The sequence below is a fragment of the Mesorhizobium sp. WSM4809 genome (assembly GCF_055811655.1).
Window position 1 is genome coordinate 123,242 of record NZ_JBVVQW010000005.1, and the last position, 13,193, is coordinate 136,434.

The 13,193-nt window shown below is 64.1% G+C and carries 10 protein-coding genes; 5 read left to right on the forward strand and 5 right to left on the reverse strand.

Translation table 11 applies throughout. The features are described from left to right. Positions 1-133: 133 nt before the first annotated feature. From AC0L24_RS14525 to AC0L24_RS14540, 4 genes are read left to right on the forward strand one after another with little or no spacing between them, the layout of a single operon-like run. A complete protein-coding gene (locus AC0L24_RS14525; protein WP_128307069.1) occupies positions 134-1,063 on the forward strand; it encodes a carbohydrate ABC transporter permease in 930 nt (309 codons plus the stop codon). 11 nt (positions 1,064-1,074) lie between these two features. After that, entirely contained in the window at positions 1,075-1,914 is an 840-nt protein-coding gene (locus tag AC0L24_RS14530; protein ID WP_473563881.1) for a carbohydrate ABC transporter permease, read from the forward strand. Then, positions 1,911-2,972 carry a Gfo/Idh/MocA family protein gene (locus tag AC0L24_RS14535; RefSeq protein ID WP_473563882.1) on the forward strand — a complete coding sequence of 354 codons (1,062 nt, stop codon included), beginning with the start codon at positions 1,911-1,913 and terminating at the stop codon, positions 2,970-2,972. Before AC0L24_RS14530 ends, AC0L24_RS14535 begins: the two co-directional genes overlap by 4 nt. Before the next feature lie 15 nt (positions 2,973-2,987). Continuing rightward, complete coding sequence (locus AC0L24_RS14540; RefSeq protein ID WP_127808422.1) at positions 2,988-3,986, forward strand: ABC transporter ATP-binding protein; 999 nt, start codon at positions 2,988-2,990, stop codon at positions 3,984-3,986. Positions 3,987-4,430: 444 nt separating this feature from the next. Here AC0L24_RS14540 and AC0L24_RS14545 read toward each other — a convergent pair whose 3' ends face one another. The 5 genes from AC0L24_RS14545 to AC0L24_RS14565 all read right to left on the reverse strand — a co-directional run bounded on the left by AC0L24_RS14545 (position 4,431) and on the right by AC0L24_RS14565 (position 10,887). Then, positions 4,431-5,276, reverse strand: a complete 846-nt coding sequence (locus AC0L24_RS14545) for a fumarylacetoacetate hydrolase family protein (protein WP_127328023.1) — start codon at positions 5,274-5,276, stop codon at positions 4,431-4,433. A gap of 218 nt (positions 5,277-5,494) precedes the next feature. Further along, positions 5,495-6,226 carry an SDR family oxidoreductase gene (locus tag AC0L24_RS14550; RefSeq protein ID WP_473563883.1) on the reverse strand — a complete coding sequence of 244 codons (732 nt, stop codon included), beginning with the start codon at positions 6,224-6,226 and terminating at the stop codon, positions 5,495-5,497. 185 nt (positions 6,227-6,411) lie between these two features. Then, the gene (locus AC0L24_RS14555) at positions 6,412-8,784 is read right to left on the reverse strand and encodes an aldehyde dehydrogenase family protein (protein ID WP_473563884.1); all 2,373 of its coding nucleotides are present in this window, start codon (positions 8,782-8,784) and stop codon (positions 6,412-6,414) included. A 72-nt stretch (positions 8,785-8,856) separates the two neighbouring features. Then, positions 8,857-9,906 (reverse strand): deoxyribose-phosphate aldolase, encoded by a 1,050-nt coding sequence (gene deoC, locus AC0L24_RS14560; protein ID WP_127380899.1) that lies wholly within the window; start codon positions 9,904-9,906, stop codon positions 8,857-8,859. A 153-nt stretch (positions 9,907-10,059) separates the two neighbouring features. Then, positions 10,060-10,887 (reverse strand): ferredoxin--NADP reductase, encoded by an 828-nt coding sequence (locus AC0L24_RS14565; protein WP_473563885.1) that lies wholly within the window; start codon positions 10,885-10,887, stop codon positions 10,060-10,062. Positions 10,888-11,107: 220 nt separating this feature from the next. Here AC0L24_RS14565 and AC0L24_RS14570 point away from each other — a divergent pair, with 220 nt between their 5' ends. After that, the gene (locus AC0L24_RS14570; RefSeq protein ID WP_473563886.1) at positions 11,108-13,192 is read left to right on the forward strand and encodes a hydantoinase/oxoprolinase family protein; all 2,085 of its coding nucleotides are present in this window, start codon (positions 11,108-11,110) and stop codon (positions 13,190-13,192) included. Position 13,193 lies beyond the last annotated feature (1 nt).

Here is a 13,193-nt window from a genome sequence, read left to right on the forward strand (position 1 = left end):
TCATCGGGGAAGGCTAGCTGATCAGTCGCAGGCCTTTGTTCTTGCCGCATCGGGCAGGAATGTTCGGGCCGTGCATCGAGGCATCATCTAGATCGATACCCTTTGGAACCGAGAGACGGCGGGGACCGAACTCATGGCCGCAGATATCAGACCGAAAAGACCGTTCCGCTGGCACATCGGCATCTTCCTGGCGCCGGCCGTGCTCGTCTACACGGCGATCATGATCCTGCCGCTCGCCGGCACGCTGCAGCTGTCGCTGTTCCGCAACATCGAGCAGCACCAGGTCTTCGTCGGGCTGGAAAACTTCCGCACCCTGTTCGGCGACCCCAACTGGTCGGTGGGTTTCTGGAACGCGCTGAGAAACAATGTCTGGTTCTTCATCATCCACATGATTGTGCAGAACCCGATCGGCGTCATGCTGGCGGCGCTGCTGTCCAGCCCGAAACTGAGATTCGCGGCTTTCTACCGCACGGCGATCTTCGTGCCGACCATCCTGTCCTTCGTTATCGTCGGTTTCGCCTGGAAGCTGATCCTGTCGCCGTTGTGGGGCGTGGCGCCGCATCTGATGGATATTGTCGGCCTGAAAAGCCTGTTCACGCCGTGGCTCGGCAAGGAGCAATATGCACTGACCGCACTCAGCCTGATCTCGGTGTGGCAGTTCGTCGGCATCCCGATGATGCTGATCTATGCCGCCCTGCTGTCGATCCCCGAAGAGGTGATCGAGGCCGCCGAATGCGACGGGATTACCGGCCTTTCACAGTTCTGGAAGATCAAGCTGCCGCTGATCCTGCCGTCGATCGGCATCATCTCGATCCTCACCTTCGTCGGCAATTTTAACGCTTTCGACCTGATCTACACCGCGCAAGGCGCGCTCGCCGGGCCAAACTATTCGACCGACATTCTCGGCACCTTCCTCTACCGCGCCTTCTTCGGCTTCCAGCTGCAGACCGGCGACCCCAATATGGGCGCGGCGATCGCCACGATGATGTTCCTGATCATCCTCGGCGGCGTCTGCGTCTACCTCTTCCTCGTCCAGACGCGCCTGCGTCGCTACCAGTTCTGAGGGGCCGAGAGATGAGCACCGCCACCCGTTCCGTGCCCCGCACCATCGGCGCCCACGCGATCCTTTTGACCTACACGGTGATCGCGCTGTTTCCGGTGATCCTCGTCATCATGAACTCGTTCAAGTCCCGCGCCGGCATCTTCGGCGCGCCTTTGACGCCGCCGACGCCAAAGACCTTCGACTTGATCGGCTACACGACCGTCATCGGCCAGGGCGACTTCATCCACTATTTCCAGAACAGCCTCGTCGTCACCGTCGCCTCGCTGTTCTTCGTGCTTTTGTTCGGCGCCATGGCCGCGTTCGCACTGTCGGAATACCGCTTCCGCGGCAATTCGCTGATGGGGCTCTATCTGGCGCTCGGCATCATGATCCCGATCCGGCTGGGCACCGTCGCCATCCTGCAATTGATGGTGGCGAGCGGGCTGGTCAACACGCTGACGGCGCTGATCCTGGTCTACACCGCGCAGGGCCTGCCGCTTGCCGTGTTCATCCTGTCGGAATTCATGAAGCAGGTGTCCGACGATCTGAAGAATGCCGGCCGCATCGACGGCCTGTCCGAATACACCATCTTCTTCCGCCTGGTGCTGCCGCTGGTCAGGCCCTCGATGGCGACCGTCGCCGTCTTCACCATGATCCCGATCTGGAACGATCTGTGGTTCCCGCTGATCCTGGCGCCGTCGGAAGAAACCAAGACGGTGACGCTCGGCGCCCAGCTGTTCCTCGGCCAGTTCGTCACCAACTGGAACGCCATCCTGGCAGCCCTGTCGCTGGCGATCATGCCGGTGCTGATCCTCTACGTCATCTTCTCGCGGCAGCTGATCCGCGGCATCACGTCCGGAGCCATCAAGTGAACTCTGAAACACCCCTCCGCGTCGTCATTGCCGGCCTCGGCAATATGGGTCGCAGCCATGCGCTGGCCTACCATACCAATCCAGGTTTCCAGATCGCGGCGCTGATCAATCGCTCCGACGTGCCGCTGCCGGACGGGCTGTCGGGTTACGGCATCAGGCGCTCCTTCGATGAGGCATTGCGCGAGGAAAAGCCCGATGTCGCCTGCATCGCCACCTATTCCGACAGCCATGCCGACTATGCGGTGAGGGCGTTCGAGGCCGGTTGCCACGTCTTCGTCGAGAAGCCGCTGGCAACGACGGTGGCCGACGCCAGGCGCGTCGTCGCGGCGGCCAAGGCCAACGGCAGGAAGCTGGTGATCGGCTACATCCTGCGCCATCACCCGTCCTGGATCAGGCTGATCGCCGAAGCCCGCAAGCTAGGCGGCCCCTACGTCTTTCGCATGAACCTCAACCAGCAATCCTCAGGCCACACCTGGGAGACGCACAAGCAGTTGATGCAGACGACGTCGCCGATCGTCGACTGCGGCGTGCACTATCTCGACGTCATGCTGCAGATCACCGATGCGAAGCCGATCGAGGTGCGTGGCATGGGCGTGCGGCTGTCCGACGAGGTGGCGCAGTCGATGTACAATTACGGCCATTTGCAGGTGCTGTTCGACGACGGCTCGGTCGGCTGGTACGAAGCCGGCTGGGGTCCGATGATTTCGGAAACGGCGTTCTTCGTGAAGGACGTCATCTCGCCCAATGGCTGCGTGTCGATCGTCATGAAGGAAGATGTGAAGTCCGATGACATCGACACCCACACCAAGACCTCGACCATCCGCCTGCACAGTGCGGCGACCGGCGCGGACGGCAAGTTTCTCAAGGCCGACGAGATGCTGTCGATGGAGGGCGAACCCGGCCATCAGGATCTCTGCGACCTCGAACAGGCCTTCGTGCTGAAGGCGATCCGCGAGGATCTCGATCTCACCAAACATATGGACGACGCGGTCAAATCGCTCGCCGTCTGCCTTGCAGCCGACGAGAGCGTGCGCAGTGGCACCGCCGTCAAACTCTAGAACAGGGACGAAGCCGTGGGCTCGCTGAACATCGAGAACGTGAAGAAGGCCTTTGGGCCGGTCGAGGTGCTGAAGGGCATCAACCTCGAAGTGAACGACGGCGAGTTCGTTGTCTTCGTCGGGCCGTCCGGCTGCGGCAAGTCGACCTTGCTCAGGGTCATTGCCGGGCTGGAGGACTCGACCTCGGGCCGCGTCGTCATCGATGGCGCGGACGTCTCGGCCACGCCGCCGGCCAAGCGCGGCATCGCCATGGTGTTCCAGACCTATGCGCTCTATCCGCATCTGACGGTGAAGAACAATATGGGCCTCGGCCTCAAGCAGGCCGGCACGCCCGCCCCGGAGATCGACCGCCGCATCGGCATCGCCTCGTCGATGCTGTCGCTGGAGCCCTATCTCGAAAGGCGGCCGGCCGAACTCTCCGGCGGCCAGCGCCAGCGTGTCGCCATCGGCCGCGCCGTGGTGCGCGAACCCAAGCTCTTTCTCTTCGACGAGCCGCTTTCGAACCTCGATGCAGCACTGCGCGTCAACACGCGGCTGGAGATCGCGCAGCTGCATCGCCGGCTGAAGGCAACGATGATCTACGTCACCCACGACCAGGTCGAGGCGATGACGCTGGCCGACAAGATCGTGGTGCTCAACGCAGGGAAAATCGAGCAGATCGGTGGCCCGATGGAGCTCTACAATTCGCCGGCAAATGAGTTCGTCGCCGGCTTCATCGGCTCACCAAAGATGAATTTCGTCGACGGCGCCAGGCTCGGCGAAACCGCCAAGACCATCGGCGTGCGGCCGGAACATTTGACCGTCGATCCGAAATCCGGCGCCTGGAAGGGAACGGTGGTGCATGCCGAGCACCTCGGCGCCGACACCAATCTGTATCTCGATTGCGAGAAGGCCGGGCTGATTACGGTCAGGATTTTTGGGGTGTACGATGCAGAACCGGGAGCCACGCTCTATGCGACGCCGGATCCGGCGAAGACGTACAGATTTGGGGCGGATGGCAAGGTGCTGAAGTAGACACACCGGCGCTCCTTTCCTCTCCCTCCGCAGGGGGGAGAGGTGGCGCCGCGAAGCGGCGACGGAGTGGGGGAAGCCGCTTCCCCCGAGCACAGTCGCCGAAAATTAGGCACGACCCAGTGAGCGCCTAGTCTCTCGCCGAGCAGTGGCGCCCCCCCCCCCCCCGCGGGGGGCGGGCCCCCCCCCCCCCCCCCCCCGCGCGGGGGGGGGGGGGCGCGGCGCGGGGGCGGGGCGGGGCGGCCGCCCCGCCCCCGGTCCCCCCCGCCCACCGCCCCCAAAAATCCGCCCCCCCCCCGCCCCCGCCGCGCCCCGCCCCGCCCCCCCCCCCCCCCCCCCCGCGCCCCCCCCCCCACACCTCTCCCCCGATCGACGGGGTAGAGGAAGGGCGCCAAGCCGTCTTCGCTCCTTCAGGAGCCCACAAGAGCAGAAGGTAAGAGCTCCTGCCTAAACGTCCGCCTTGAACGTCTGCTTCTGCTGGCCCAGGCCCTCGATGCCCAGCTCCACCACATCGCCGGCCTTCAAGAACACCGGCGGCTTCATGCCGAGACCGACGCCGGGCGGCGTGCCGGTGGAGATGATGTCGCCGGGGTGCAGCGACATGAACTGGCTGAGATAGGAAACCAGATACTTGACGCCATAGACCATGGTCTTGGTCGAGCCGTTCTGCATCGTCTTGCCGTTTACCGTCAGCCACATTTTGAGGTTCTGCGGATCGGCCACTTCGTCCTTGGTTACCAGCCATGGGCCGGTCGGGCCGAACGTGTCGCAGGACTTGCCTTTGGTCCACTGGCCTTGCCGCTCGGCCTGGAAGGCGCGTTCGGAGACGTCGTGGGCAACGCTGTAGCCGGCGACATAGTCGAGCGCATCGGCCTCGCTGACATACTTGGCGGTTTTGCCGATGATTACGGCCAGTTCGACTTCCCAGTCGGTCTTCTCCGAGCCGCGGGGGATCAGCACGTCGTCATCCGGCCCGACAATGGCCGAGCTTGCCTTCATGAAAATGATCGGCTCCGGCGGCACGGTGGCGCCGGTTTCGGCGGCATGGTCGGAATAGTTGAGGCCGATGCAGATGAACTTGCCGGTGCCGGCAACGCAGGCGCCGAGGCGCGGGCTGCCGGAAACGGCTGGCAGCGACTTCGGATCGAGCTTGGCGAGTGCCGCCAGCGATGCCGGGTCGAGCGTCTTGCCGCCGATATCGGTGACGTGAGCGGAGAGATCACGGATCGTTCCATCCGCATCGAGCAGGCCGGGACGTTCGCTTCCCACCTCGCCATAGCGCAGCAGTTTCATCTAAATCCTTCTCCTGATTGCGGCCTCGTGGCCTTTTGCAAACTTTCCGCCAAGGCGATTGCGCCTTCAAGGAACCGGCGGACCGTACCCATCGACCTGACTACGGACAAGCGCGATCGCCATACAAGATAGCCGGCGCGCGGGATTTTCAGACTCTTCGATCCCCTGTCAAACGCCGGGAAAGGGCCAGATCGTCCGGCTCGGCAAGATTTCCGCAGTCAGATCGACCAGCCGCCATCGATATTGTAGGCCTGCCCTGACGTATAGGTGGCGCCGGCCAGATAGACGGCGAGATCCGCGATCTCCTCCGGCGTGCCGAGCCGGCCCATCGGCTGGCGGGCGATGAAGGCTGCGCGGGCGGCATCGTAGTCGCCTTGCGCGTGCATCCGGTCCTGCAGCGACGGGCTCTCGACCGTGCCGGGGCAGATGGCGTTGCAGCGTATACCCTTGCCGACATAGTCGGCGGCGATCGCCTTGGTCAGGCCGATGACGGCGGCCTTGGTCAGGCCATAGACGAAGCGGCTGGGCACGCCCTTGGTGGAACTGGCCAGCGAGGCCATGTTGATGATAGATCCGTCGCCGCGTTCCAGCATGCCGGGCAGCACGGCCCGGCTGGTGCGGATCATGGCGCGAACATTGAGATTTAGCGCGAAATCGAGATCGGCTTCCTTCATCTCGAGGATCGAGCCGGAATGGACGAAACCGGCGCAATTGAACAGCACGTCCACGACGCCGATCTCGGCAAAGGCGGCGTTGACGGCTTCGTCGTTGAGCACGTCCAGCTTGCGGGTCTTGATTCCCGGCGTCCTGGCGAGTTCCGCCAGCAGTGTCTCGTTGATGTCGGTGGCGTGGACGATGGCGCCAGCTTTTGCGAACGCCAATGCGCTCGCCTTTCCGATGCCTTGCGCCGCTGCCGTGACGACAACGACCTTGCCTGCCAGATTCGCCATGCTGTTCTCCTCGTCCGCTGGGATAGTCCGGGTCTACCTGCGGCTGGCCAAGGCGTCATGTGCCAGTCACGCGCGATCGTGCAGCCTGCGCCGTTGACCGTTCACTGATAAAGATGTTTTTTCTCGTTAAAGAACATCTGTCCGTGCGTCAACCCCGAACACGGTCTCACAGCACCGGCGGGACATCAATCGCCGTAAGGCACCCAGACATTCTTGACCTCGACGGCGCGGCGCAGGAAGGCGTCGCCGGCGGCTTCGTCGGACGCCCAGTCGAGGCTGCGGCCATTGCCGCTCCAGACGCGCTTGAGGTTGCCGATGGACTCGGCCTCCGCCTTGGCGCAGGTCTCGGCATCGGCGAATACCCAGAGCCCGTCGACATCGTCATGCTTGGCCAGCACGCCGGCGAGTTCGGCGCTGCGGCCGGTGACGATGTTGATGGCGCCTGAGGGAATGTCGGAATATTCGATGACCTGGTAGAGATCGGTGGCCAGCAGCGGGTAGCGCTCCGACGGCACCGCAACCACGGTGTTGCCCATGGCCAGCGCCGGTGCGACCAGCGAAATCAGACCGAGCAGCGGCGAGCTATCGGGGGCGACGATGCCGACGACGCCGACCGGTTCATGAAGCGCCAGCGTCACGGCACGCGCCGGCGGCTGGTGCACGCGGCCCTCGAACTTGTCGGCCAGACCGGCATAGAGGAACAGCCGTTCGATGGATTGTTCCACCTCTTCCCGCGCGGCCTTGGGCGTAGCGCCGGTCAATTCGGTGAGACGGGCGGCGAACTCGCCGGCACGGCCGGAAAGGTTCTCGGCCAGATAATACAGCACCTGGGACCTGTTATAGGCGGTCGCCTCCGGCCAGGCCTTGGCACCGCGGGCGGCAGAGACGGCATCGCGGATATCCTTGCGGCTGCCGAGCCCAACTTCGCCGGCAAGCTTGCCCTTGGCGGTGGCGATGGCGAGCGAATAATTGCCGTCCGGCCGAACCTGCTTGCCGCCGATGAACAGCTTTGCCGTGCGATCGATCGTGTCGCCGTCCGGCTGCTCGACTGGCTGTGCGGAGGTCGTCGCCGGCTTGATGACCGGGCCGAGCGGCAGCTTTGCCGTGAGATATTCGAACATGCCCTCGCGCCCGCCCTCGCGGCCAAAACCGCTCTCGCGGTAGCCGCCGAAGCCACAGGCGGCGTCGAACATGTTGGTGCCGTTGACCCAGACCACGCCGGCCTTCAATTGCGGCGCGACGTGCAAAGCAAGGTTGACGTTCTCGCTCCACACCGAGGCGGCGAGGCCATAGCGCGTGTTGTTGGCAAGCTCGATCGCTTCCTCGGTGTTGCGGAAGGTCATGGTCGCCAGAACAGGGCCGAATACCTCTTCTTGCGCCAATATGTTAGCCGGCGAAACACCTGTAGCGAGCGTCGGCAGATGGTAGTAGCCGGAAGACGGCAGCGCCGCATCCGGCTGCCAGCAGACGGCGCCCTGCCTGGCACCTTCGGCAACCAGGCCCTTGACGCGGTCAAGCTGGGTCAAGTCGACCAGCGGGCCGATATCGGTGTTCTTGTCGAGCGGGCTGCCGACGCGTAGCCGGCGCATACGCGTCTTGACCTTGGCGATCAGGGCGTCGGCGATGCCTTCCTGCACCAGCAGCCGCGAGCCGGCGCAGCAGACCTGGCCCTGGTTGAACCAGATACCATCGACCAGGCCTTCGACGGCGCTGTCGAGATCGGCGTCTTCGAAGACGATGAAGGCCGATTTGCCGCCGAGCTCCAGCGACAGTTTTTTCCCTGACCCGGCGGTAGCCTTGCGGATGATCTTGCCGACCTCGGAAGAGCCGGTGAAGGCGATCTTCTGGATGCCGGGATGGTTGACGATTGCCGCGCCCGCTTCCGGCCCACCCTGGACGATGTTGACGACGCCTTTCGGCACGCCGGCGCGTTCGCAAATCTCGGCAAACAGGATAGCGGTCAGCGGCGTGAACTCGGCCGGCTTCAGCACCACGGTGCAGCCGGCGGCGAGCGCCGGCGCGATCTTCCAGGCCAGCATCAGCAGCGGAAAGTTCCACGGGATGATCTGGCCGACCACGCCGACACCCCTGTGGCCGGGGAAATCCTTGTCCAGCGCCTGCGCCCAACCGGCATGGTGGATGAAATGGCGGATCGCCAGCGGCACGTCGATGTCGCGGCTTTCACGGATCGGCTTGCCATTGTCGATTGTCTCAAGCACCGCGAACAGGCGCTGGTGGCGCTGCATGGCGCGGCCGATGGCATAGAGCACCTTGGCCCTGACATAGCCTGAGGCTGCCGACCACTTCGGCAGCGCCTTGGCGGCGGCCGCAACCGCCGCGTCGATATCGGCGGCATTGGCGTCCGAGACGTTGGCCAGCAGCTTGCCGGAAGACGGCTCGCTGGTCTTAAAGGTCTTGCCGCCGGACGCGGCTTTCCAGTCGCCGCCGATGAACAGCGCCTTGCCGAAATCGCGCGCGGCAAGCCAGGCGTCGGCCTCGTTGCGGGCTTCCGGCGCCGGGCCGTATTCCATGGCGTGGTAGCGGTCGAGAATGTTCATTGGGCGCCTCCTTCACCCCTCCCACTTGTGGGAGGGTCGATCGGCTTGCCGATCGGGGTGGGGGTAAATCTCTCAAGCCATCGCGTGGCGATGATTGGCCGAATAGTGTCCCGTCAGATGGTGCTCGAGCTGGCGCTCGATGTCGGTCAAGAGGCTCGACGCGCCGAAGCGGAACAGGTCTGGCTCCAGCCATGGCCGGCCGAGCTCTTCCTTCATCAGCACCAGCCAGTCGAGCGAGGCCTTGGCGGTGGAAATGCCGCCGGCCGGCTTGAAGCCGATGAGATAGCCGGTTTCCTCGAAATAGGCCCTGATGGCGCGCACCATGGCGAGGCCGACGGGCAGCGTCGCATTGACGCTTTCCTTGCCGGTCGAGGTCTTGATGAAGTCGGCGCCTGCCATCATCGCCACCATCGAGGCCAGCATGACATTGCGCAGCGTGGCGAGGTCGCCGGTGCCGAGGATGACCTTCAGGTGCGCGTCACCGCAAGCGGCGCGCATCGAGACGATCTCGTTGTAAAGCTCCCGCCACTTGGCCCCGAACACCAGGCCGCGCGGGATGACGACGTCGATCTCGTCGGCGCCGTCGCGGACCGAGGCCTCGATCTCCTGCAGGCGGGTCGACAGCGGCGTAAGGCCATGCGGGAAGGCGGTGGAAACGGCGGCGACATGGATGCCGGTGCCGCGCACCGCATCGACGGCGGTGGCAACGAAGGGATGGTAGACGCAGACGGCGGCCGGGCGGATGGTTTCACCCGATATGCCGAGGCCCTCGACGATGTCGCGGCGGAACGGATTGATCGCCTTGGCGCAGAGCCGGCGCACGCGCTCCTCGGTATCGTTGGAATTCAGCGTCGTCAAATCCATGCAGGCGACGGCGCGCAGCAGCCAGGCCGCCTGGTTGTCGGCCTTTATAGAGCGCCGCTTGGTCAAGCTGGCGACGCGCCGTTCCAGCGCCGAGCGGTTGACGCTGCGCACCGATTCCATGAAGCCGAGATCGAGCTTCATGCCGGGATTGCGCGCAATGCGATGGTCCGGTGGAACGGCTGTGTTGGCGGCGGCACGCGCCGGCAGCGGCGTCACCTTGGACGAGCCAACATCGGCTTCGCGGATTGTGCTGCTCATCTCCTGCCCTTTCATTCAGCGACGTGTGCCGAAGATAGCCCGTGAAGTCGTACTTCACGAGTCCTGCAGACGGTGATATCCGAAAAAGGCGGCGAAAGCAGCAGTTTTTGACCGTGTGGTCAAAAACGCAGACTTCGAGATGTCAGGTGCGGCTCAGCCGACGAAAGCGCGCTCGACCACGAAAGTCGCCGGGTGGCTCAGCGAACCTTCCTCGAAGCCGAGGCTTTCGGCCAGTTCCTTGACGTCCTTCAGCATATGCATCGAGCCGCAGATCATGATGCGGTCGGTTTCCGGGCTGAGCTTGTCGATGCCGAGATCGCTGTAGAACTTGCCGGAGCCGATCAGCGCGGTGATGCGGCCCATGCGCGCTGAGTCCTCGCGGGTCGTCGAATTGTAGAGCTTGACGCGTCCAGTGGTCAGTTCGCCGATCAGCGGGTCGCTTTCCAACGCCGCGACCAGCTCCTGGCCGTAGGTGAGTTCCGCATTGTCGCGGCAGGTATGGGTCAGGATCAGCTGATCGAACTTGTCGTAGGTGTCGGGGTCGCGCAGCAGGCTGGCGAAAGGCGCGATGCCGGTGCCGGTCGAGATCATGAACAGCCGCTTGGCCGGCGTCAGCGCGTCGACCACCAGCGTGCCGGTCGACTTCTGGCGCATGATAACCGTATCGCCGACCTGGATCTTCTGCAGTTCGGAGGTCAGCGGACCGTCCGGCACCTTGATCGAGAAGAATTCCAGCTCCTCGTCCCAGGCCGGGCTCGCCACCGAATAGGCGCGGTACACCGGCTTCTCGGCATTGGGCAGGCCGATCATGACGAACTCGCCGGAGCGGAAGCGCAGCGACTGCGGACGGGTGATGCGGAACGAGAACAGCCGATCGGTATAGTGCTTCACCGAGACGACGGTTTCGGCATAGACGTTGGCCGGAATCGGGAACTGCAGCGGTCGGGCGCCGACGGTGTTGAGAGCGGATGTGGTGTTCATCAAATCCAACCTTCTGGCCCAACCGTGGACGCGGGCGCCTAACTTTCACCTGCACGCCCGGACCATTCAGATCCCGGCGGGCTGTTCGCACACTGCAAAGCGGCAAGCTCTTGTGTCCGGAATTTATTAGTATACAAACGATATTTGCGTCAAGATGCTCCCTTAAAACAGCTTTCCAAACTGGCGCATATCCGTAGTCCGCGCATTTCGGGTTTCGACGATGGAAGAGAATATTTCGGCGCAAGCGCGCAATTCCCGGGGAAATGTCGTCGCCGGTATCGATGTCGGCGGCACCTTCACCGACCTGCTCCTGATCGACGGAAGCGACGGCGGCCGGGTGTATCTGGCCAAGACGCCGACCACGGTGGACAACCAGGCTTTCGGTGTGGTTTCGGCACTCGGCGCCACCGGATTTCCGATCGGCGGCATCGACCTCATCGTGCATGGCACGACCACCACCACCAATGCGGTGCTAGAACGCCGGCTGGCGAAAACCGGCATGATCACCACGCGCGGTTTTCGCGACGTGATCGAACTGGGCCGGCGCACGCGGCCGCAGGCCTATGGCATGACCGGCAGCTTCGTACCGATCATTCCGCGCAATCTCAGGCTCGAAGTCTCGGAGCGCGTCGAAGCGTCGGGCGCGGTGCGCACGCCGCTCGACGAGACCGAGATGCGCGACGCCGTGCAGACGCTGATCGCGGCCGGTTGCGAATCCCTGGTCATCCATTTCCTGCATTCCTACGCCAACCCGGCACATGAGCGGCGCGCCGTCGAAATCGCCACCGAACTCTGGCCGAACGGCTACATCACGGCAGGCCATGCGCTGCTGTCGGAAGCGCGCGAATTCGAACGCGGCGTGACCGCTTCGGTCAACGCCTCCGTGCAGCCGATCCTCGAGCGCTACGTCGAGCGGCTGCGCAAGGAATTGGGCGCCAAAGGCTATGCCCGCGACTTCCTGATCATGAACGGCAATGGCGGCATGATCTCGGCCCGCTTCGTCACACGTGAATCGGCCAAGACGGTCATGTCCGGCCCGGCCTCCGGCGTCATCGCCGCCGCTTATACCGGAAAACGCGCCGGCTTCGAAAACCTCGTCACCTATGACATGGGCGGCACCTCGACCGACGTGGCGCTGATCCGCAATGCCGAGCCGGCAGTGTCGAACGAGATCGAGATCGAATATGCGATGCCGATCCATGTTCCGATGGTGGCGGTGCACACGGTCGGCGCCGGCGGCGGCTCGATCGCCCGCGTCGATGCGGCTGGCCTTATCCAGATCGGCCCGGAAAGTGCCGGCGCCAATCCCGGCCCGATCTGCTACGGACGCGGCGGCCTCGAGCCGACCATTACCGACGCCAATCTGGTGCTCGGCCGGCTGGCGCCGAAGAAGCTGCTGGCGGTCGAAAATCCCGTCACATCAGAGCGCGTCACCGGCATTTTCGAAGACAAGATAGGCAAGGCGACCGGCCTGTCCGGCGTCGAGGCGGCGGGCGCGGTGCTGCGGCTCGGCAACATGAAGATGGCGGGCGCCATCCGCATGGTCTCGGTATCGCGCGGCCATGACCCTCGTGATTTCGCGCTGTTCGCCTTTGGCGGCGCCGGCCCGCTGCACGCAACGGCCCTGGCGCGCGAACTCGGCCTGCCCCGGGTGCTGGTACCGGCGCGTCCGGGCATCACCAACGCACTCGGCTGCGTCGTCGCTGACCTGCGCCATGATTTCGTCAACACCGTCAACCAGCCGGTGGCGGTGCTCGACGAAACACAGCTTTATACTGTATTGGAACGGCACCGGAACGAAGGCGAAGAGCTGATCGGCAAGGAAGCGGTGAAGCCGGAGACGATCCGCGTCACGCACTCCGCCGACATGCAGTTCGTCGGCCAGACCCACATCATCAACGTGCCGCTGCCGTCTTCCTCGGTGACGCGGGTAACGCTGCAGCAGCTTTTCGAAAAGGCCTATTTTGCCCGCTTCAAGGTCGAACTGCCGGAAATCCGCGCCAACCTTGTCAATCTCAACACCTCGGTGACGGGCGTCCGCCCGTCGATAGACCTGTCGCGCCTGATCGACCCGGCTGGGCGCGCAACAACGCTCGACGAGGCGCGGCGCGAGATCCGGCCGGTCTGGTACGCCGGCCAATGGCACGACACGCCGGTATACGCGCGTGAAAAGCTGCCGCTTGACGCTGAAATCGAAGGGCCGGCGATCCTCGAACAGATGGATGCCACCACCGTGCTCGAGCCCGGCGACCGCGCACGCAGCGACGCTGACGGCAACATCATCATCGACATTGGCGAGGCCTGAG